This is a genomic window from Paracoccus alkenifer (assembly GCF_900108405.1).
Classification (GTDB): domain Bacteria; phylum Pseudomonadota; class Alphaproteobacteria; order Rhodobacterales; family Rhodobacteraceae; genus Paracoccus; species Paracoccus alkenifer.
In genome coordinates this window covers 71550-90713 of the sequence record NZ_FNXG01000001.1, presented here as the reverse complement: position 1 = coordinate 90713, position 19164 = coordinate 71550, and the positions used below count along the sequence as shown (strand labels likewise).

The 19164-nt window shown below is 67.5% G+C and carries 20 protein-coding genes; 12 read left to right on the top strand and 8 right to left on the bottom strand.

What is annotated here, in order from left to right; genetic code table 11:
• Positions 1–71: 71 nt before the first annotated feature.
• Positions 72–2036, bottom strand: a complete 1965-nt coding sequence (locus BLW83_RS15610) for a DUF2207 domain-containing protein (RefSeq protein WP_090844313.1) — start codon at positions 2034–2036, stop codon at positions 72–74.
• A 14-nt stretch (positions 2037–2050) separates the two neighbouring features.
• Positions 2051–2605: a LemA family protein gene (locus tag BLW83_RS00430; protein ID WP_090844310.1), complete on the bottom strand. Its 555-nt coding sequence runs from the start codon at positions 2603–2605 to the stop codon at positions 2051–2053.
• 195 nt (positions 2606–2800) lie between these two features.
• Between BLW83_RS00430 and BLW83_RS00425 the strand changes: the two genes are divergently transcribed.
• The 11 genes from BLW83_RS00425 (at position 2801) to BLW83_RS00375 (ending at position 15216) form a co-directional block, all read left to right on the top strand.
• Complete coding sequence (locus tag BLW83_RS00425; RefSeq protein ID WP_245728554.1) at positions 2801–3385, top strand: DUF6931 family protein; 585 nt, start codon at positions 2801–2803, stop codon at positions 3383–3385.
• A gap of 5 nt (positions 3386–3390) precedes the next feature.
• A complete protein-coding gene (tagH, locus tag BLW83_RS00420; protein WP_143042697.1) occupies positions 3391–4551 on the top strand; it encodes a type VI secretion system-associated FHA domain protein TagH in 1161 nt (386 codons plus the stop codon).
• Between the two features lie 9 nt (positions 4552–4560).
• Positions 4561–5892, top strand: coding sequence for a type VI secretion system protein TssA (locus BLW83_RS00415; protein ID WP_090844304.1), 1332 nt, complete (start codon positions 4561–4563; stop codon positions 5890–5892).
• A 76-nt stretch (positions 5893–5968) separates the two neighbouring features.
• Positions 5969–6487, top strand: a complete 519-nt coding sequence (tssB, locus tag BLW83_RS00410; RefSeq protein WP_090844301.1) for a type VI secretion system contractile sheath small subunit — start codon at positions 5969–5971, stop codon at positions 6485–6487.
• 2 nt (positions 6488–6489) lie between these two features.
• Positions 6490–7980 (top strand): type VI secretion system contractile sheath large subunit, encoded by a 1491-nt coding sequence (tssC, locus tag BLW83_RS00405; RefSeq protein ID WP_090844298.1) that lies wholly within the window; start codon positions 6490–6492, stop codon positions 7978–7980.
• 35 nt (positions 7981–8015) lie between these two features.
• On the top strand, positions 8016–8513 hold the full coding sequence (locus tag BLW83_RS00400) for an Hcp family type VI secretion system effector (RefSeq protein WP_090844295.1): 498 nt from the start codon (positions 8016–8018) through the stop codon (positions 8511–8513).
• Positions 8514–8663: 150 nt separating this feature from the next.
• On the top strand, positions 8664–9245 hold the full coding sequence (gene tssE / locus BLW83_RS00395) for a type VI secretion system baseplate subunit TssE (RefSeq protein WP_143042696.1): 582 nt from the start codon (positions 8664–8666) through the stop codon (positions 9243–9245).
• A complete protein-coding gene (tssF, locus tag BLW83_RS00390) occupies positions 9242–11149 on the top strand; it encodes a type VI secretion system baseplate subunit TssF (protein ID WP_090844289.1) in 1908 nt (635 codons plus the stop codon). The genes tssE and tssF overlap by 4 nt, the downstream gene beginning before the upstream one ends.
• On the top strand, positions 11146–12111 hold the full coding sequence (tssG, locus tag BLW83_RS00385) for a type VI secretion system baseplate subunit TssG (protein ID WP_090844286.1): 966 nt from the start codon (positions 11146–11148) through the stop codon (positions 12109–12111). The genes tssF and tssG overlap by 4 nt, the downstream gene beginning before the upstream one ends.
• A gap of 16 nt (positions 12112–12127) precedes the next feature.
• Positions 12128–14743: a type VI secretion system ATPase TssH gene (gene tssH / locus BLW83_RS00380; protein WP_090844283.1), complete on the top strand. Its 2616-nt coding sequence runs from the start codon at positions 12128–12130 to the stop codon at positions 14741–14743.
• Between the two features lie 11 nt (positions 14744–14754).
• Complete coding sequence (locus BLW83_RS00375) at positions 14755–15216, top strand: hypothetical protein (RefSeq protein WP_090844280.1); 462 nt, start codon at positions 14755–14757, stop codon at positions 15214–15216.
• Between the two features lie 11 nt (positions 15217–15227).
• On the opposite strand, the gene BLW83_RS00370 is transcribed toward BLW83_RS00375, so the two are convergent.
• The 6 genes from BLW83_RS00370 to BLW83_RS15605 are packed head-to-tail and all read right to left on the bottom strand — an operon-like array spanning position 15228 to position 18661.
• The gene (locus BLW83_RS00370) at positions 15228–16226 is read right to left on the bottom strand and encodes a hypothetical protein (protein WP_218139060.1); all 999 of its coding nucleotides are present in this window, start codon (positions 16224–16226) and stop codon (positions 15228–15230) included.
• A 44-nt stretch (positions 16227–16270) separates the two neighbouring features.
• Positions 16271–16666, bottom strand: a complete 396-nt coding sequence (locus BLW83_RS00365) for an ExbD/TolR family protein (protein WP_090844273.1) — start codon at positions 16664–16666, stop codon at positions 16271–16273.
• Positions 16663–17127, bottom strand: coding sequence for an ExbD/TolR family protein (locus tag BLW83_RS00360; protein WP_090844270.1), 465 nt, complete (start codon positions 17125–17127; stop codon positions 16663–16665). The genes BLW83_RS00365 and BLW83_RS00360 overlap by 4 nt, the downstream gene beginning before the upstream one ends.
• Positions 17128–17132: 5 nt before the next feature.
• Entirely contained in the window at positions 17133–17774 is a 642-nt protein-coding gene (locus tag BLW83_RS00355; protein ID WP_090844267.1) for a MotA/TolQ/ExbB proton channel family protein, read from the bottom strand.
• A gap of 4 nt (positions 17775–17778) precedes the next feature.
• On the bottom strand, positions 17779–18198 hold the full coding sequence (locus tag BLW83_RS00350) for a hypothetical protein (RefSeq protein ID WP_177172440.1): 420 nt from the start codon (positions 18196–18198) through the stop codon (positions 17779–17781).
• Between the two features lie 43 nt (positions 18199–18241).
• Positions 18242–18661 (bottom strand): hypothetical protein, encoded by a 420-nt coding sequence (locus BLW83_RS15605; protein WP_177172439.1) that lies wholly within the window; start codon positions 18659–18661, stop codon positions 18242–18244.
• A gap of 74 nt (positions 18662–18735) precedes the next feature.
• On the opposite strand from BLW83_RS15605, the gene BLW83_RS00340 reads away from it, so the two are divergent.
• The gene (locus BLW83_RS00340) at positions 18736–19152 is read left to right on the top strand and encodes a DUF1036 domain-containing protein (RefSeq protein ID WP_090844258.1); all 417 of its coding nucleotides are present in this window, start codon (positions 18736–18738) and stop codon (positions 19150–19152) included.
• The last annotated feature ends 12 nt before the right edge of the window (positions 19153–19164 follow it).

Here is a 19164-nt window from a genome sequence, read left to right as displayed (position 1 = left end):
CTCGGTCTACAAAAGTTAAGACAGGCTAGCAAAGCCTTGTGGCGTTGAAAACCAGTATGATGAAGTTTTCGCTACCAGCCGCCGCCTCCGCCGCCGCCCCCGCCTCCGCCCGAGGATCCGCCGCCACCCCCGCCCCCGCCCGAGGACGACCCGCCAAAGGCCGACGACGAGGCGCTGGCGGCCGGCATCGCCGCGGTCAGGCTGGAAGAAAGCCGGTCCACCACGCCGGCGCTGCCGCGTGTGCCCGTGCGGGCGGGGGCGGAATATCCGGCCAGTCCGGTATCGGACAGCAGCCGCGCGCCGGCGGCCCGTGTCGCCGGCTCATCCACCGTCGCCAGCCAGTCGCGAAAGCGGCGGGTCCAGATGTCCTCAAGCCCCAGCGCCATCGCAAAGGGCAGGATGCGCTCGAAATGCGCCACCGACATGTCGGGCGCCCCGAGGGCAAGACGATCCTTTTCGGCGACGCGGATATATTCGCGCAGCCCCTCGATCTGGTCCAGCACCGCGCGGCCGGCCGCGGTGGGGCCGCCCAGAATCGGCGCGAAGATCACGTTGACCAGCAGGATTCCCGCCAGCGCGGCGGGCATGATGCGGCTGCCTCCGTTCAGGTCACTGGCGTGAATCAGCGCCGCCGCGCCCGCGCTGGAAATGGCAAGGCTGAGGATCAGGCCGAACCAGACCCCGGGCGACCTGCCCTTGCCCCACGCAAAGGCGGCCGCGCGCAGCGTCAGCAGCAGGAACGCCGCGCTGGCGGCGAAAATGATCATCAGCGCGTTCAGCGGCTCGGGCAATTGCAGCGGCGGCAGGATCAAAAGCGGAACCGACAGCCCCAGGCCCAGCCCCAGTCGCAACCCATAGGGGCGATAAAGCCCGCGTTCGCGACGTTGTTGCCGCAGCCCGGCGGCGGCGTCGTGGCGCAGCGCGCGGATCACCTCGCCATTGGCGCGGTCGATGGCCAGCTCTCCGCCCGATTTTTCCAGCGCGGCGACGACAAGCCGCTGCTCGGGGGGCAGGTCGGGGGGAGGGGGCCTTTCGTGCAGCCTCAGCCGGGCGGTTTTCGGCCCCGAGATCTCGATGCCGATCACCCCGCGCGAGGCCAGCTCGACCAGCGACAGCGACAGCAGCCGGTCCGGGTCGGGGCTGGCTTCGGGCAGGCTGGCGGCGACCATGGCGGCGGACATGCCCGCAGGCGGTTCCCATCGCGGCACGATGACGCCGCGCGCGGGATCGCGGCCGAAAAACCACCATGCGCCCAGATAATACAGTGCGATTGCCCCCAGCCCGGCCAACGCCCACAGGCCGGCGCGGTGATCGCGGCGGAACCATGCGCGGCGCTGTTCCCTTGTCGGGGCGGGGACGGCCCCCTTGGCAAGGCTGACGGCCAGCGTCAGCCCCTCGCGCGGGTCCAGCGGGCGGGTAGAGCGGAACACCGCGGTCAGCGGATCGGGCTGCGAAAACCGCAGGGCGGTTTCGGTCGATCCGTGGACGCCGGTAAATCCCGCAAGCTCCAGCACGCGCGCGCCCTGGGGCAGATGGACGGTCGCGGTCGCAAGGTCGATGGGAAACAGCCATTCGGTGCCGGTGGCGTTCCAGTAAACCTCGTCGTGATCGTCAAAAAACCGCAGCTGGCGGTCCGTGCGATAGGTGATCTGATAGACATGTTCGCCCGGCGTCAGCCTTGTGTCGGGGCTGCCCATGTAGATGCGGACGGCGCGGGCGATCTGCTCGACGCGGCTGGGCTCGGGCCGGCCGTCCCGCGTAACGGAAAGCAGCTGGAACCCGACGCGATAGGTGCCGCGCCCGTCCCGGGCCAGCATCGGAAAATCGCGAAAGATGCCGCGCTGGATGCGATCGCCCTCGGCCCGGACGCGGATCGTCTCGGTCACCAGGAACGCGCCGTCGGGCTGGACGCGCAGGTCGCTGTCAAAGGACAGGATGCGTTCGTCGGCCCACGCCGGTTGCAACGCCAGCAGCGCCAGCAGCACCAGCGCCAGCATTGCAGCGACCAGCGGGCGCAGCCCCGTCGGCGGGCCCATCGTCAGCCCCGTCGTCAGAACGACACCTTGGGCACGTCGCGTTCCGCCGGGCTTTCCAGTTCAAAGAACGCCGCCTCGTGAAACCCGAAGCGGCCGGCGATCAGGTTTGACGGAAAGCTTTGCACCTTGACGTTCAGCATCCGCACCGCGCCGTTGTAATAGCGCCTTGCGTGCTGGATATCGCGCTCGATCTCGTCCAGCGAGGCGTGCAGATCCTGAAAATTCCGGCTGGCCTTGAGGTCGGGATACGCCTCGGCCACCGCGAAAAGCCGCGTCAGGGCGGCGCCCAGCTGCCCCTCGGCCGCGGCGCGCCCGGCCACGTCGCCCGGCTCGGCGGCCGAGGCGCGGGTGCGGGTCAGCCGGTCCAGCAGTTCCTTTTCGTGGCTGGCATAGCCCCTGACGGTTTCCACCAGATTCGGCACCAGATTGCTGCGCCGCTTGAGCTGGACGTCGATCCCGCTCCAGGCTTCGGCGACCTTTTGGCGCAGCGCGACAAGCGCGTTGTAGATCACCACGCCGTAAATCGCTGCGGCCAGGGCGATGCCGATGAAAGCCAGTATCCATTCCATGCGGTTCAATCCGTTTGCTGCCGCGGACAGGCGTCACCCTAGCGGCGCGGGGCCGCGGGCGAAACCCCGCGCAGCCATGGTCGGCGGGGGGTTGCACCTATTTGTCTGTTGCGGCTTGCGGATGGGCGGCGGTGTTTCCATAATCTGCGCGACCGCAGCAGGCACCGGGCCGCAGGCAGGGGCAGATTCAGCGCGATGACTTCAACCGAGACCGAAGAAAACACCCGCCGCCCGCAGCGCAGCCTGAGGCCGGAAACCCCGGCCGAGCTGTTCGCCGCCGTGCGGCCGCTGTCCGATCTGGTCAAGCTGCGTCCGATGGCGGCCGAGGACGGCCCCCGTTTCCTTGCCCGGCTGCGGTTTTCCACCACCCCGGAAGAGGCCGTGACCTATACCGCCTTTGCGGCGCTGCCGCCCTCGGCCGCGGGCTGGGGCTATGAATGCCTGCGGCTGATGGCGGGGCATTTGCAGCCGCAGGAACGCGAGATGATGCAGCGGATCGCCGGCTGGCTGGCCAATCCCACCACCCGCCTGCGCCACGAGATCATGAAAGAGGCGCTGTGGGCGCCGACGCGCAGCCCTTCGGTGCTGCTGGGGCTGGCGGTGGGCTGGTCGACCGGAGGCCCGGCGCCGAACGATCCCGATCCCTCGCCCGCGCACAAGACCCCGGTGGCGGTGAACAGCGCGGTGCTGTCCTGCCTGGCCCGCGTGCCGCTGTCGCAGCGCCCGATCTTTCTGGCGCGGATCCTCGACATGGCCGACACCTTGTTTGGGGCCGGTTGATCCTGATGACGCTGACCCTGCAAATCGAGAATTTCCATGTGCTGGACGACGGCGGTCCGGTCAGTGTGCTGGTGCCCGAAAGCGGGATCCGGGTCGGGCGCCGGGCCGGGATGGACTGGGTGCTGCCCGACGCCAGCCGTTACATCTCGGGCCAGCATTTCGAGGTCGGCCATGACGGCGCCAGCTGGTGGCTGACCGACCTGTCCACCAACGGCACCTTTTTGCAGGGCCACCGCCACCGGCTGGGCGCGCCTCATGCGTTGTCGCACGGGGACCGGTTTCAGGTCGGGCAATATATCATCGTCGCGATCTTTGACATGCCGCAGGGGCAGGGGGCGCTGTCGCCCGGCTCGCTGCCCGAGCATCGCATGGACCGCCCCGTCGAAGAGCAGGCGCAGGACGATCCCTGGGCGCTGGGCGGGTTTTCCACAGCCCCGGTCGATCCGCTGCCCGTCGGGATCGCCGCAAGGCAGCCCGATTTCGCCGATGATTTCATCGAGATGCCAGGCCCCGCCGCCGCTACCCCGCCCGTGGCTGTCGTGCAGCCGTTTCCGTCCGCGCCGCCGCCCGGTCCCGTGCCGGCCGCCATGGACGAATCCGCCTTCATGCGCGGCTTTTGCGCCGGGGCGGGGCTGGCGCCGGGCGCCATGTCCACGCTCGCGCCCGAGGATTTCGGCCGCGTCTTGGGCGAGGCGCTGCGCGTCACCGCATCGCAGGTGATGCAGGCGTTGCAGGATCGCGCCGCCGCCCGCCACTTCACCCGCGCGGGCGAGCGCACGATGCGGGGCGCGGTGGACAACAACCCGCTGAAATTCCTGCCGGATGCGGGGCAGGCGCTGGATGCGCTGTTCATCAATCCGCGTGCGGGTTTTCTGACTGGGGCGGCGGGGTTTGATCAGGCGCTGGCCGATCTGCGCCGTCATCAGGGGTCGCTGTTTGCCGCCCTGCAACCGGCGCTGATCGAGCTGCTGCACGACCTCGACCCCGACCGGATCGAGGCCGAGGCCAAAGGCAGCCCGCTGACCGGCAATCGCAAATCCCGCGCGTGGGAGGTTTTCGTCCAGCGTTGGGACGCCAAGACCGCCAATGAAAACGGGATTCTGGACGAATTCATCCGCCTGTTCGCCGCCGCCTATCGCAAGGCGGACGAAACCGGGCCGAGATAGGGAAACACGATGGCGCTGGATAATCTGCTGGATCCCGTTTCCGAATCAGCGCCCTGCGGGCCGGATCTGGAACGGCGCGACGACCCTGAGTTCCTCGATTATTATTTCGAGGCCGAATCCCGCCTGCCCGAGCGGTATTTCACCCCCGGATCGGCCGAGGACGGGCGCGAGGACCGGCTGTTCGACCCCCGCTCGGTCGATCTGGCGGCCGAGCGGGCGGCGATCGCGCCGCTTTTGGCGCGCAGCCGCGACCTGCGGCTGCTCAGCCTGCTGGCGCGGTTCCAGATCCTGGCCGGCAAGCTGGGCGATTTCGCCTCCAGCCTCGAAGACATGGCCGCGCTGATGGGGCAATGGCCCGACGAGCTGCACCCGAGGGTCGACCGCGGCGCCGCGGACCGCCGCAGCGCCATCGAGACGCTGAACAGCCAGCCCTCGGTGGTGATGGCGCTGGTCCATCTGCCGCTGCTGCCGGGCAGTGAGCTGACATTGCGCACCCATATGGTCGCCAGCGGCAAATCCAGCCCGCGCCTGTCCGAAACCGACCTGCCCGACAGCGACGTGCTGGCGCCGCTGCGCGCCGATTCCAGCCTTCGGCTGCTGGCGGCGACCAACGAGCAGCTGTCGCGCGCGGCGGATGCGCTGTTTCGGATCCAGCGGCTGGCCCAGAGCCACCCCGAGGCCCGTTTCACCCCCGAACTGGGGGCGGTGCGGACCGCCATCGCCGAGATGCAGGCCCTGATCGCCACCGCACGCCCCGAACTGCGCCCATGGTCCGAATCCGCCATGCCGGAACTGCCCGCGACACCCGACCCGCGGCAATTGACCGCGCCCGCGCCGGTCGCGGCGCAGCCGCCGCCCCACGCTGCGGCGCCGCAGATTCCCGACCGGGCGACCGCCGCGGCGGCGCTGGATGCGGTGCAACTGTGGCTTGCGTGCAACGAACCGTCCTCGCCCGCGGTTCTGCTGGTCGAACAGGCGCGGCTGCTGGTGGGCGCCTCGCTGGTCGAGGCGATCGAGGTGCTGATGCCGGACCGCGCCGGGGCCGCCGTGCTGGACATCGGCCATGGCAGCGGCTTCAGCCTCGGGATGGACCGGCTGAAAACCCTTAGCCGATCAGGGCTTGAGGGCGCGGCGGACGGCAGGAAAGCGCCGGCGGCGCTGCCCGCGATCACCTGCCGCGATGGGGTCGCGGCCAGTCTGGCGGGGGTCGAGGCCTATTTTTCGATGCGTGAGCCTGCCAGCCCTATCCCATTGCTTTTGTTCAAGGCGCGTGACATGTTGGGCAAGAAATTTGACGCCATCATGGCAGAACTGCTTGTGTCGGCCGTCAGGACGGATTGAAATGTCCGTGGCGGGTTTGGATTGACTCTGTGGCTGGGCATGCGTTCTGCTGTGCCGCAGGCGAAGGATTGAAAGAATGGCATCCGACAAATCGACAGATTTCCTGAAACGCAATCGCCCGCCCCGGGTGAATATTTCCTACGAAGACCCTTACGATTCCGAAAAAATGGTCGAGCTGCCCTTTGTCATGGGGGTGATGTCGGACCTGTCGGGCAACGCCTCGGAGGTCGAAAAGCCCGACATGGAGGAACGCGATTTCGTCGATGTGACCGCGGCGACGCTGGACGATTACATGAAAAGCGTGGCGCCGGGCCTGTCCTTCAACGTCGAGAACAAGATGGGCGGCGACGGCCGGCTGGGCGTCTCGTTGCATTTTGAAAACATGGACGATTTCAATCCCGCCGAGGTCGCACGCCAGATCCCGGCGCTGAAAAAACTGCTTGAGGCACGGCAGCATCTGGCCAACCTGCAACGCTACATGAATTCCAAGCCCAAGGCGCAGGAACAAATCCGCAAGCTGCTGGCCGACCCTGAACTGATGGCCGCGCTGGCCGAACGCGACACCGCCCGGGACGATTCTGAAGGGAACAGCTGAACATGGCGCAGAAGACCCAGGCGCAGACCGCCGACGCCGGCGCGCTGTCCGGACTGGACGAGTTTTCCGACATCCTGCGGCAGACCATCAAGCCGCGCACGGATGTCGCCGCGAAAGAGGTCGACAACGCCGTCGTCGCGCTGGTGCGCGAGGCGCTGGACGACCAGACGCTGGTCGCCGAGGACGTGATCGACACCATCGACGCGATGCTGTCGAAACTGGACCAGAAGCTGACCGAACAGCTGAACGAGGTCATTCACCACGAGGAATTCCAGAAACTGGAATCATCGTGGCGCGGGCTGGCCTATACGATCAACAACTCCGAGACCGACGCCTCGCTGCGCGTCAAGGTAATGAACGTCTCGAAAAAAGAACTGCAACAGATGATGCGCCGCTATCCCGGCGCGAAATGGGACAAATCGCCCCTGAACAAGATCGTCTATGAGGCCGAATTCGGAACTCTGGGCGGCAAGCCCTTTGGGACGCTGGTCGGCGATTACTATTTCGACCATTCGACAGCCGATGTGGCGCTGTTGCGCGACATGGGCAAGGTGGCGGCGGCGGCGCACGCGCCCTTTATTTCCTCGGCCGCGCCCGAGCTTCTGGGGCTGGACAGCTGGAATGAGCTGTCGGTTCCCCCCGATCTGTCCGAGATTTTCGATACGCCCGATTATGCGGCATGGAACGGGCTGCGCGATTCGGAAAATTCGCGTTACGTCGCGCTGACCCTGCCACGGGTTCTTTCGCGCGAACCCTATGGTCAGGGCTCGAATTCCGTCGTCGAGGAATTCAATTTCGAGGAAGAGACCGACGGCCACGACGGCACCAAATACGGCTGGATGAATGCCGCACATGCGATGGCGGTCAATATCAACCGCGCCCACAAGGAACATGGCTGGACCGTGCAGATCCGCGGTGTCCAGTCGGGGGGCGAGGTTCTGAACCTGCCGACGCATAATTTCGACACCGGCGACGGGTCCAGGGATCTGAAATGCCCGACCGAAGTCTCGATCACCGACCGGCGCGAGGGCGAATTGTCCAAGGCCGGGCTGATCGGCCTGATCCACCGCAAACACACCGACAAGGCCGCCTTTATCGGGGCGCAATCGCTGTATCGCCCCAAGAAATACGTGGACGATCAGGCAACGGCCTCGGACAACATGTCGGCGCGGCTGCCCTATATCTTTGCGGTGTCGCGGTTCAGCCATTATCTGAAATGCATGGTTCGCGACAAGATCGGGCAAAGCCCCGACCGGTTGCAATTGCAGACCCAGCTGCAAAGCTGGATCAACAAATACGTATCGGGCAATCCGGAAAGCGCGTCCGAGCGTGAAAAGGCCAAAAAGCCGCTTGCCGGTGCAAGGGTCGAAGTTGTAGAGGACGAGGAAAATCCCGGTTATTATATGGGGAAATTCTATTTGAAACCGCATTTCCAGCTGGAAGGCATGGATGTCGGGATGTCGCTCGTTTCCAGGTTGCCCAAGGGCAAATGAGTTTAAGCTGACTGCCAGAATTAAGGAGTTTACCCATGGCTGTCGATATCTTTCTGAAACTTTCCAACAATATCAAGGGTGAATCGCAGGACGATACTCACCGCGATGAAATTGACGTTCTGGCCTGGAACTGGGGCCTGACCCAGTCGGGGACCACGCATGTGGGCCGTGGCGGCGGCGGCGGCAAGGTGAATGTCCAGGACATCACCCTGACCAAATACGTCGATCTGGCGTCAAACGACCTGATCAAGCGTTGCACCAACGGCGAGCATATCGAAAACGGCGAGCTGATCGTGCGCAAGTCGGGCGGTGCGGCTCCGGTGGAATATTTCCGCATCAAGATGGAAAACATCATGATCACCAGCTATTCGACCGGTGGTCAGAAAGACGGTCTTGACCGTATTCAGGAAACCCTGACCCTCAACTTCCGCAAATTCGAAGTGCTCTATACGCTTCAGGAAGATTCGGGTGCCGCCGGTGCCGAAACCATGGCCGGCTGGGACATCGCCGAAAACAAAGAGTGGACCGCCTAAGCCTGCGGCTGCGATCCCTTTCGCCGGCAGCTTCGGCGGAACGTGTATCTCCACGGCGGGGTCGGCGCAGCGTGCCGGCCCTGTTTCGTTTCCGGCGGCGATACCGCCGGCAGGATTCTGGGGCGGCCTTTGGGGGCCAGCGGGGTGATCATGGCACCGCATCGCCAATCCTCGGGCAAGGTTTCCCGCCGCGGCGGGCTGCGCGAGATGTCGCTGCTGCATATCTTTCGCGATTCCGCCGCCCGCCGGGATTCGCGGCTGGGCGAGCGCGTCTATACCGACGGCGAGCGCGACCTGACCCAGCGCAGCCAGATGCGCCGCGAGGGTTGCAGCGAGGATGCGCTGCGCGCCAATCTGGCGCTGGACATCGCCAGCCTGATGAACACGATCCGGCTGGATGTCTGCACCGATCTGTCGGGCGCGCCGCGGGTGCGGGATTCGGTGGTCAATCACGGGTTTCAGGACATGGACAGCCTGTGGCGGACCAGCCGCACGCCCGCCGACATGGCGCAGACCATCCGCGAGGCGCTGATCCGCAACGAGCCGCGCCTGCGGCCAGATTCGATCGAGGTGCGGCTGGACGAGGCCGAGGCCACCGCCGACCAGCGGCTCAGCTTTGAAATTCTGGCCGAGATGATCTCTGACCCGACCGATATTCCGCTGCAATTCTTTGCCGAGGTCGATCCGGGCGAAGGCAAGATCGCCATGAAACGGATGCAGGGCGGGGCATGAAAAAATCGTTCCGCGACGCCTATGAGCGCGAACTGGACATCCTCTATGAACGCTCGGTCGAATTTGCCGAAGAATTTCCGGGGCTTGCCGACCGTCTGGGCGGTGTGCTGCGTGAAAACATCGACCCCGCCATCGCCGGCCTGCTTGAGGGCGCGGCGTTTCTGGCCGCGCGGGTGCAGCTCAAGCTGGATGAGGAATTCCGCGGCTTCACCATGGAGCTGCTTGAGCAGATCTTTCCCGACGCGCTGGCGCCGTTCCCCAGCTGCATGGTGGTCGAGGCACCCGCCGCCACCCGCCCGACCAGCGACGGCGCCCCCCGCGTGTTTGCGCGCGGCGAATATCTGGACGCGCGGTTTCGCGACGCCGACAAGCGGGTCACCTGCCGCTTCAGCCTGACCTCGGCGCTGGCGGTGCTGCCGGTGGCGATCGAGGGCATCACCTATCATGACCGCACCACCACGCTGGGCGGGCTGGGGCAGGATCCCGACCGCGCCACGCGGGCCGGTTTGCAGCTGGATCTGGCAAAGACCGACGGGCTGTGTTTTGCGGATCTGCGCACCGATGCGCTGAGCTTCCATCTGACCGCCGACATGCTGCGGGCGATGGCGCTTTATGAACAGGTCCATTGCAGCACGCTTCGGGTGTCCCTGCGCTGGCTGCAACCCAACGGGGATCCGGCCTTTCTGCGGCTGGCGCCCGAACAGCTTCGGCAGATCGGCTTTGACAGCGACGAATCGCTTTTCGACCGCCATAGCAGCCTGTTTCAGGGCTTTGCGCTGCTGCGCGATTTCTTTGCCTTTCCGCGCAAGTTCCTGGGCTTTCGCCTGACCGGGCTGTCGGATGCGCTGCGGGCCGTGCGGGCAGAGCGGATGCAGGTGATCCTTGAATTCGACCGGGTGAACGACGATCTGGCTCGCCAGATCCAGCCCGGCGATATCCGCATGAACTGCGCGCCCGCGATCAACCTGTTCGAGGAAAGCTCGAACCAGATCCGGCTGGACGACCGCCGCCATGAATATGTCGTCACCCCCGATTCCAGCCCGATCACCCATTACGAGATCCAGCGTATCCTGCGGGTCCACGCCAGCTACGGCACCGCCCATGACCGGGTCGAGGTGCTGCCGCTTTATGCGCTGCCGCAGGACGGTGCGCCGCGCGCCAGCTATTACTATACGATGCGGCGCAAGCCCCGCCGCCTGACCGAGGCCGAGCGGCGCGGCGGGCTGCGCGCCGATTACCGCGGGACCGAGACCTGGCTGGCGATCCACGAGCCGCCCGAATCCGTGGTCGGCCGCCGCGCGCAGCGACTGCATCTGCGCACGCTGTGTTCCAACCGCCATCTGCCGGTGGCGCTGCCGCTGGCGCGGTCGGAGGATTTCAATCTGGTGTCCGACCAGCTGACGACGCTCAGCTGCGTGAACGGTCCCACCCCCCCGCGCGAGCCGATGACCGAGACCGAGCGCGCCGGCCCCCATCGCACCTTGCAGGGCGATGTCTACTGGCGGCTGATTTCCTATCTGTCGCTGAACCATTTCGGGCTGGACGACCGTTTCGGCCGCGACGGCGCCGCCAGCCTGCGCGAGATCCTGACCCTGTTCGCCGATCTGTCCGACACCGTGACCGAGACGCAGATCGCCGGCATCACCGCGCTGAACGTGCGGCCGATCACCCGCTCGATCCGCCGCCCCGAGGGGTTTTTCCCCGCGCGCGGGCTGGAAATCTCGGTGACGTTCGACGAGGCCGCGTTCGAAGGCAGCGGTATCGCCCTGATGGCCGCGGTGCTGGACCGGTTTTTCGCCGAATATGTCAGCATCAACAGCTTCACCCAGATGGTGACGATCAGCAAGCAGCGCGGCGTGCTCAGGCGCTGGCCGCCGCGCACCGGCTCGGGGCCGCTGATATGACGGCTGAGGGTGCGGGTTTTCTGGCGCTGCTGCGCCGGCTGGAACGCGAAAACCCGGACCGGCCGCGTATCGGGCGCTCGGCCCGGCTGGCCGATGATATCGTCGAGATCGGGCAGGATCCGCAGCTGGGTTTTCCCACGGCCGAGATCGCGCCGGGGGGCGACGGTCCGGGCGGACGTATCCGGCTGCGCGCGCAGTTCATGGGCTATTTCGGGCCGCAGGGTGCCTTGCCCCTGAACACCACCGAAGAGGTCATGCGCTGGCAGCAGCAGGGCGAGGACGGCTTTGTCCGCTTTGCCGATCTGTTCGCGGGCCGGTTTTACCAGCTGTTCTTCCGGGCCTGGTCCGACGCCCATCCGATCAGCCAGCACGACCGGCCCGACGAGGACCGCTTTGCCCGCTATGTCGCCGCGGTGGCGGGGACCGGCTCGCCCGCGTTCATGGACCATGACGGGTTTCCCGACATCGCCCGGCTGCCGCTGGTGTCGATCTTCGGCGGCCGGGTGCGCAGTGCGGTGCGGCTGCGCCAGATGCTGGAACGGCATTTCCGCCTGTCCGTCGCGGTCGAGGAACATGTTCCCGCCTGGCTGGAGTTCGAGCCGGACGACATGCGCGGCCTTGGCATGGGGGGCGTGCTGGGGCGCGACATGTATCTGGGCGCGCGGCTGCGGTCGGTGAACGAAAAGATCTGCATCCACCTGCATCTGCCCGATGCCGATCACTATCGCGATTTCCTGCCCGGCCGGCCGCGGCACAGCCGGCTGGCCGAGCTGGTGTTCTGGTATCTGGGCCGCAGCTACGAGGTCGAGCTGGCGCTGACCCTGCCGCCCGACCGGGTGCCTGCGGCGCAGCTGGGGCGCAGCGCCGCTTTGGGCTGGCTGGCGGCCCTGCGCCCCGAGGCGCTGGCGGGCCGCGCCCCGCAGATCGAGATCGCCCGCTTCGCGCTGTCGCAGGGCAACTGACCATGACGAGGTTTCCATGACCGCCATCACCATCGAAAAATTCGCCGGCAAGATGAACCGGGTCGGTTATGACGCCTTTCTTCAGGCGATGCGGCAGGCGCGCGCCGACGGCAACCGCAACGTGGAACTGAGCCACTGGCTGTTTCACGCGATCTCGAACCAGAATTGCGACATCTCGGTCACCTTGCAGCAATCCGGGCTGGACCGGGGCCGGGTGCTCAAGGATCTGGACCGTGCCATGGGCGCGCTGCACAAGAACGTGACCGAGACGCCGGGCATTTCCGAACGGCTTGCCGATGCGCTGAACCACGCCTGGACCTATGCGACGCTGTTCTTTGGCGAGGCGCAGATCCGCACCGGCCATCTGCTGGTTGCGCTGCTGAACGACCATGCCTTGCGCCACGCGCTGGTGCAGTATTGCGGGGTTTTCGACGAGCTGTCCGCCGATCGGCTGGGCGCCGAGGCGCGCACGCTCTGGGCCGGGTCCGACGAAGAGGACATGCGCCCGATGGACGGCTCGGGCCTGCGCGCGGGGGCGGGCGGCGGGGACGGGGCGGGGCACGCGACCGCTCTGGGGCGGTTCTCGGTCGACATGACGGCGGATGCGGCCGAGGGGCGGATGGATCCGGTTGTCGGGCGCGACGACGAGATCCGCCAGATCATCGACGTGCTGATGCGCCGCCGCCAGAACAACCCGATCCTGACCGGAGAGGCGGGCGTGGGCAAAACCGCCGTGGTCGAGGGTTTCGCCCAGAAACTGGCCGCGGGCGAGGTGCCACCGGCGTTGCAGGGGATGCGGCTGCACATGCTGGACATCGGCGCGATGCAGGCCGGCGCCAGCATGAAGGGCGAATTCGAGCAGCGCCTGCGGTCCGTCATCGACGAGGTGCAGGCCAGCCCCGTCCCGATCATCCTGTTCATCGACGAGGCCCACACCCTGATCGGCGCGGGCGGTGCGGCGGGCACGGGCGACGCGGCGAACCTGCTGAAACCGGCGCTGGCGCGCGGGACGCTGCGCACCATTGCCGCCACCACATGGGCCGAATACCGCAATTATTTCGAAAAGGATCCGGCGCTGACCCGGCGTTTCCAGCCGATTTCGGTCGATGAACCCTCGATCGAGACCGCGTGTTTCATGATGCGCGGCCTGCTTGGTCCGATGGAGGCGCATCACAGGGTCCGCATTTCCGACGCGGCGGTGGAATCGGCGGTGAAGCTGTCGGCGCGCTATCTGCCGGCGCGGCAACTGCCCGACAAGGCGGTGTCGCTGCTGGATACGGCCTGCGCGCGCGTGGCCGTCAGCCAAAGCGCCACCCCCGCCCGCATCGCCGACATGCGCGCCGCCATCTCTGCGCTGGAAATGGACATCGCCGCCAAGACCGCCGAGCGCGATCTGGGCGCCGCGCCCGAGGCGCGTCTGGCCGAGCTCGAGACCGATCTGGCCGACCACCGCGGGCGGCTGGCCACGCTCGAGGCCGCCTATGGCGACGAAAAATCCCTCGTCGAGAATATCCTTGCGCTGCGCTCGCGTCTGGGCGGCGACAACGCCGACAGCATCCGCGCCGAGCTGGCCGAGGGGATGCGGGGGCTGGACGCGATCCATGCCGACGACCGGATGATCTGGCCGCATGTCGACGATCAGGCGGTGGCCAGCGTCATCAGCGACTGGACCGGCATTCCCGCGGGCCGGATGGTGGCCGATGAATTGCAGGCGGTGCTGGGGCTGGCCGACCACCTGAAACAGCGCGTCATCGGTCAGGATCAGGGTCTTGCGATGATCGCGCGCCGGGTGGAAACCGCGCGGGCCGGGCTGTCCAACCCGGAAAAGCCCATCGGCGTCTTCATGCTGTGCGGCCCGTCCGGCGTCGGCAAGACCGAAACCGCGCTGGCGCTGGCGGAATCGCTTTACGGGGGCGAACAGAACGTCATCACCATCAACATGTCCGAATTTCAGGAGGCCCACTCGGTCAGCCTGCTCAAGGGCGCGCCCCCCGGCTATGTCGGTTACGGCGAAGGCGGGCGGCTGACCGAGGCGGTGCGCCGCAAGCCCTATTCCGTGGTGCTGCTGGACGAGATGGAAAAGGCCCATGCGGACGTGCACGAGCTGTTCTTTCAGGTCTTCGACAAGGGCAGGATGGAGGACGGCAACGGCCGCCCGATCAATTTCCGCAACACGCTGATCCTGATGACCTCGAATGTCGGCACCGGCTCGATCATGGCGCTGGCCCCCGAAGGCGCGATCACCGACCCCGACACGCTGGAGGCGTCCCTGAAAGAAGAGCTTCTGGGCGTGTTCCCGCCCGCGCTGCTGGGCCGGATCGTTACCATCCCCTATGTGCCGCTGTCGTCCGGGGTTCTGGGCGGCATCGCCCGGCTGAAACTGGACGCGGTGGCGCGGCGGCTGCGCGAATCGCAGGGCGCGGCGCTGCATTACGGCGACGAGGTGATCGACGCGATCGTCGATCAATGCCGCGACCCCGACAGCGGCGGGCGGATGATCGACAACATCATCACCAACTCGATCCTGCCCGATCTGTCGCGGCAGGTGCTGGGCCGCATGGTCGCGGGGCGCGCGATGGAGGATGTCGCGATCCGCGTGGCGGATCAGGGTTTCACCTATGATTTCAACTAAAGGAGATTGTCATGGCAGGTTTCGACTGGGTAGTGGTGCAGGACCGCAGCGGCCGCGATATCGGCGTGGTCGGGTTCATCGGGGATGACGCGGTGGCCATCGGCGCGTTCTTTGACGGCCGCGACGCGGACAAGGACGGCCGCGTCAGCGTGACGGAACGGGTGGTGGCGGCGGTCGCGCCCTTTGGCCTTGACGGATCGGCGATTGCCGAGGTGGCGATGCAGGGGCGGCACAACCCGCTGATCGTCGAACGCGACCCGTCGTTTCACCGCATGAGCGCCAATATCTTTGCCGGGTTTGCGGCCAACATGGCGGTGGATGCGGTGTGGTCGGTCTATTTCAAGCGCGGGGTGCGGGCGGCGGGCACCGGGGTCGCCAAGGTGGTCACCGACAACATGGTCAAGCAGATGGTGATCCGCAAAGGCTTTGAACGCGTCGCGCGCGAGGGCTTCGACAGGGCGACGGCGCTTTAGGCGACCGCGTCTTAACGCACATAGATGCTGCCGATGCCCAGGCGGGCGTCGGCGGTTGCGGGGTCGCGCGACAGCCGGTCGAAAAACTCGGCGGCCGTCTCGCCCGCATGGGTGGCGACGGTGTCGGGGCGAACGGCACTGGCGATGGCCAGCACCAGCTGATGGGTGTCCCTTGCCCCGCCCGAGCGGGCCAGCGGCACCTCGAACCGGGTCGCCCCGGCCGCGGCGATCTGAAAGCGCCGCAGGTCATGGACCACGCCGTTGTCGTCGACCAGCAGCAGCGTCGTATACAGCCCCGCCGTGCCCGAGAGGCGCCCTCGCAAACTGTCGCCGCTGGCGATATCCGGCGTCTCGATCTGCAATCCCAGACCCGGCAGCGGATAGCGCGGATCGCGCCGGATGAAATCCAGCGCCGGGCATTGCCGCGGGTCCAGCAGCACCGCGGCCTCGACGATCCCGGTGTCCAGCCCGCGGGTCAGCTCGCGCATCAGCCCGGCGACCCGGCGGTCGTCGGCCGCCAGCACCCCCAGCTGGATCTGGTCCTCGCCCAGCAGCGCGGGCAGGGCAAGCAGGCAGGATTCGCCCAGCCGGCCCCGGATCCGGTCGAACAGCTCGGCGAGGCGAGGGTCGGTGGGGGCGGTCCCGGGTGCGGCGTCGGGGGCGGGTGCGGTCTCGGGGGCGTCGGGCGCCGGTGCGGTGCTGGATTCCGACGCCGCCCGGCTGTCCACCAGTGGTATATCGGGCAGCAGCGGGGTCGGCAGCGCGGCACCAAGGTCGGGCGAAACGGGGGCAGGCGGCACGGGGGCAGGCGGCACGGGGGCCAGCGTCTCGGACCCCGCATCGGCGGCGGTGACCGGGGTCAGGGTGGGCGCGTCGGGCCGGGCGGTCGGGTTCAGCGCGGACAGGTCCAGCTCAAGCCGGACGGGGGCGCCGGGGGCGGCCTCGTGCCGCTGCCAGTCGGGCCGCCAGACCACCGCCGCCCCCCCCGCGCCATGCAGCAGCAGCGACACGGCCAAAGCCTGCGCCCACCCCGGCCGCGCCGGCGCCGCGCCGATCACGGGGCGGGCCCGTTGGGCCGGGTGACCAGCCTCAGGTCGCGGCCCTCCAGCCCCGGGTGGCGCAGCAGGTCCAGCAACAGGCTGGCCGGCGCCTGCCGGTCGATCATCACATGCAGCGGCCCGTCATGCAGCGCCAGCGCCGCGGGCAGCAGCTCGGGCAGGATCGGCTGGTCGTCCAGCAGCCAGCGCTCGGCCCCGTGCAGCTCCAGCACGGGCGAGGGCAGCACGGCGGCGGGCAGCAGCCGCGTCTGCGCCAGTTGCAGCTCGGCCGGAGGCCGGGCCGGCTGCCCGGCGCCGAGAAAGAAAAAGATCAGCAGCAGCACGATATTGACGATGGCCAGCGCCGGATCCAGCCGGGCAAGAGCCGGGCGGCGGGGCAATGACAGGCTCATCGGATCGTTCCGTCCGCGACCTGGACCGAAACGATGCCCTGCGCCGACAGGGTTTCCAGCACGGTGATGACATGCTGCACCGGCACCTCGGGACGCAGCACCACCAGGACATTCGCGGTGCCCTGCGCGCGCAGCGCCTCGGCCAGCAGCCCGACCCGGTCCAGCCCGAAGCGCTGGCCGCTGGCGGTCAGCCCCTCGGGGGTCAGGGTCCAGACCGCGGTGGCGCGGATATCGGTGACCGCGGCGGGCGTAGCCGCCCTGCCGGCGCCGTCCCCCGCGCCCGGCGCCCCCAGCGCGCCGGCCCGCAGCTCAAGCATGGCAAAGGGCGCCAGATTGGCGGACAGCATGAAAAAGATCAGCAGCTGGAACAGCATGTCCGCCATGGCCGTCATCGAAAACCCATGGCGCCGGCGCCGGGCGGGCAGGGGGATCGAGGCGGCTCTTGCGGCGGGGGCGGGCATCGGTTTCAGCCCCGCACTTGCTGCCCCAGCCGCCCGTGGATGGCGGCCGAAATCACCAGCTCCATCGTCTGGCGTTCATCCTCGATCCGCGATTCCAGCCAGGCGGCGACGAAATAGGCGACCAGCGCGATGGCCAGCCCGGCCGCGGTGGTGGTCAGCGCCGTCCAGATCCCCGAGGCGAGGATGCGCGGATCCGCGATCTGGCTTTGCTGCGCCAGATTGCCGAACGCGTCGATCATCCCGATCACCGTGCCCAGCAGCCCCAGCATCGGCGCCATCTGGACCACGGCTTCAAGCAGGCGCATCCGCGCGCCCATCTGCACCAGCTCGGACAGCGCGATCTGGCGCGCCAGCTCTTCGCCATAGGCGGGATCGCCGGGGCGGGCGCGCAGCCCCGACATCACCGCCGCCAGCACCCGCGACAGCACGGTCCGGCCCAGCCCGGCCTTGCGCTGCGCCTCGTCGGGGCGGCCGTTCAGCCAGTCGTCCAGAATGACCTCGGCCTGGTCGTGGCGGCCGACGCCCAGGCGCGAAAACTGCGCCAGCTTGAAGATGGCGACGGTCAGGGTCAGCACCGACAGCGCCGCCAGCGCGACAAAGACGGCGATGCTGATCGGGGGCAGATCGCTGGGGATCGAATCGAGCATGGTTTCAGATACCGAATTCGATGTCGGTCAGCGTGCGCGCCGACAGGCCGGTCAGGCAGGTTTCACGCAGGTCGGTTCCATCCTCGGCGCGGCATTCCGCCACATCGTTGACGATGATCCGCCCGATTGCGTCGCAGGGCCGGCCGGCCAGCTCGAACACCGAGACCTTGGTCTTGCCGCCGATCAGCTGCCCGAAATCCAGCACGGGCAGCGATTCGACGATTCCCCCCCGGTCAAAGATCGCGACCTGCCATGCGGCCCGGGCCAGCCCCCGGTCCAGCCCGTTGGCGACAACCATGGTCAGCCGGCAGCCGCCGTCCTCGGCCGGGCGGGCGGCGTTCAGTTCCAGCAGGATGCCGCGGTCCTGTCCCCGCTCCTGCGCCGATGCCGGTTGCCCCGCCAGCAGGATAAGCGCGGCCGCCATGGCCGCCCCGGCAATGCCACGCATCGAAAATGCCTTTCTGAAATCAGCGATAGACCCCGAGCACGGGAAGATTGACGAAATCATAGCGCCGCACCGGCCCGGCCCCGTCAAGACCGGACGCCCCGGCAGGGGCGAGGAAATACATCGCATTGTCGTGGGTTTCCCTGTCGGCCGGCGGCGCCACAGTTGCCAAGCGGGGTGCCGGCGGTGCCGGGGCGGTGTCCTTGGCCTGCACCGCGATTCCGGCTTGCGCCGGCGCTGCAATGGTCGCGGGGGCAATGGGCGCGGGGGCAGCGGGCGCGGGGGCAATGGGTGCGGTCGGAATGACCCGCTCGGTCCCGAAACCGGCCGGCGACGGCGCCGCGACCTGCGGCGGGGCCGCCAGCCGGTCCACCGCCTGCGCAAAGCCAAACGCCGCACATGCGGTCAGCAAGGTTGCACCTGCGACAAGGATAAGTTTCATGTTGCCTTGACTCCGTTGGTCGGGGCTTATCACAGCCAGTCCATTTGCTCAATTCGCCGGGATGTCTTTTTGCCATGCTGAACCGGGTTGTCCTGCCGATCCTGCTGGGCTGTTTCTGGCTGTTGTCCCCGGGGCCGGCCGCGGCGGGGTTGCGGCTGTGCAACCAGTCGTTCGACGTGCTCAACGTGGCGATCGCGGTTCCCGACGGCAAGGAAACCCTGACCCGAGGCTGGTGGCGGGTGGCCCCGAATCAATGCGCCACCCTGCGGCGCGAGCCGCTGCGGGCGCGGTTCTATCATGTCTTCGCCGCCGATGTTTTCGGCAACGAGGTCTTGTCGGGCGCCATTCCCCTGTGCGTCGCCCCGCGCCGGTTCGAGATCGCGGGCCAGCAGGATTGCCTGTTGCGCGGGTTTCTGGACGCGCGTTTCATCGAGGTGGACACGCAGGACCGGACCGACTGGACCGTATTCGTGACCCCGCGCCCGATGTAGGCCATGCTGCCG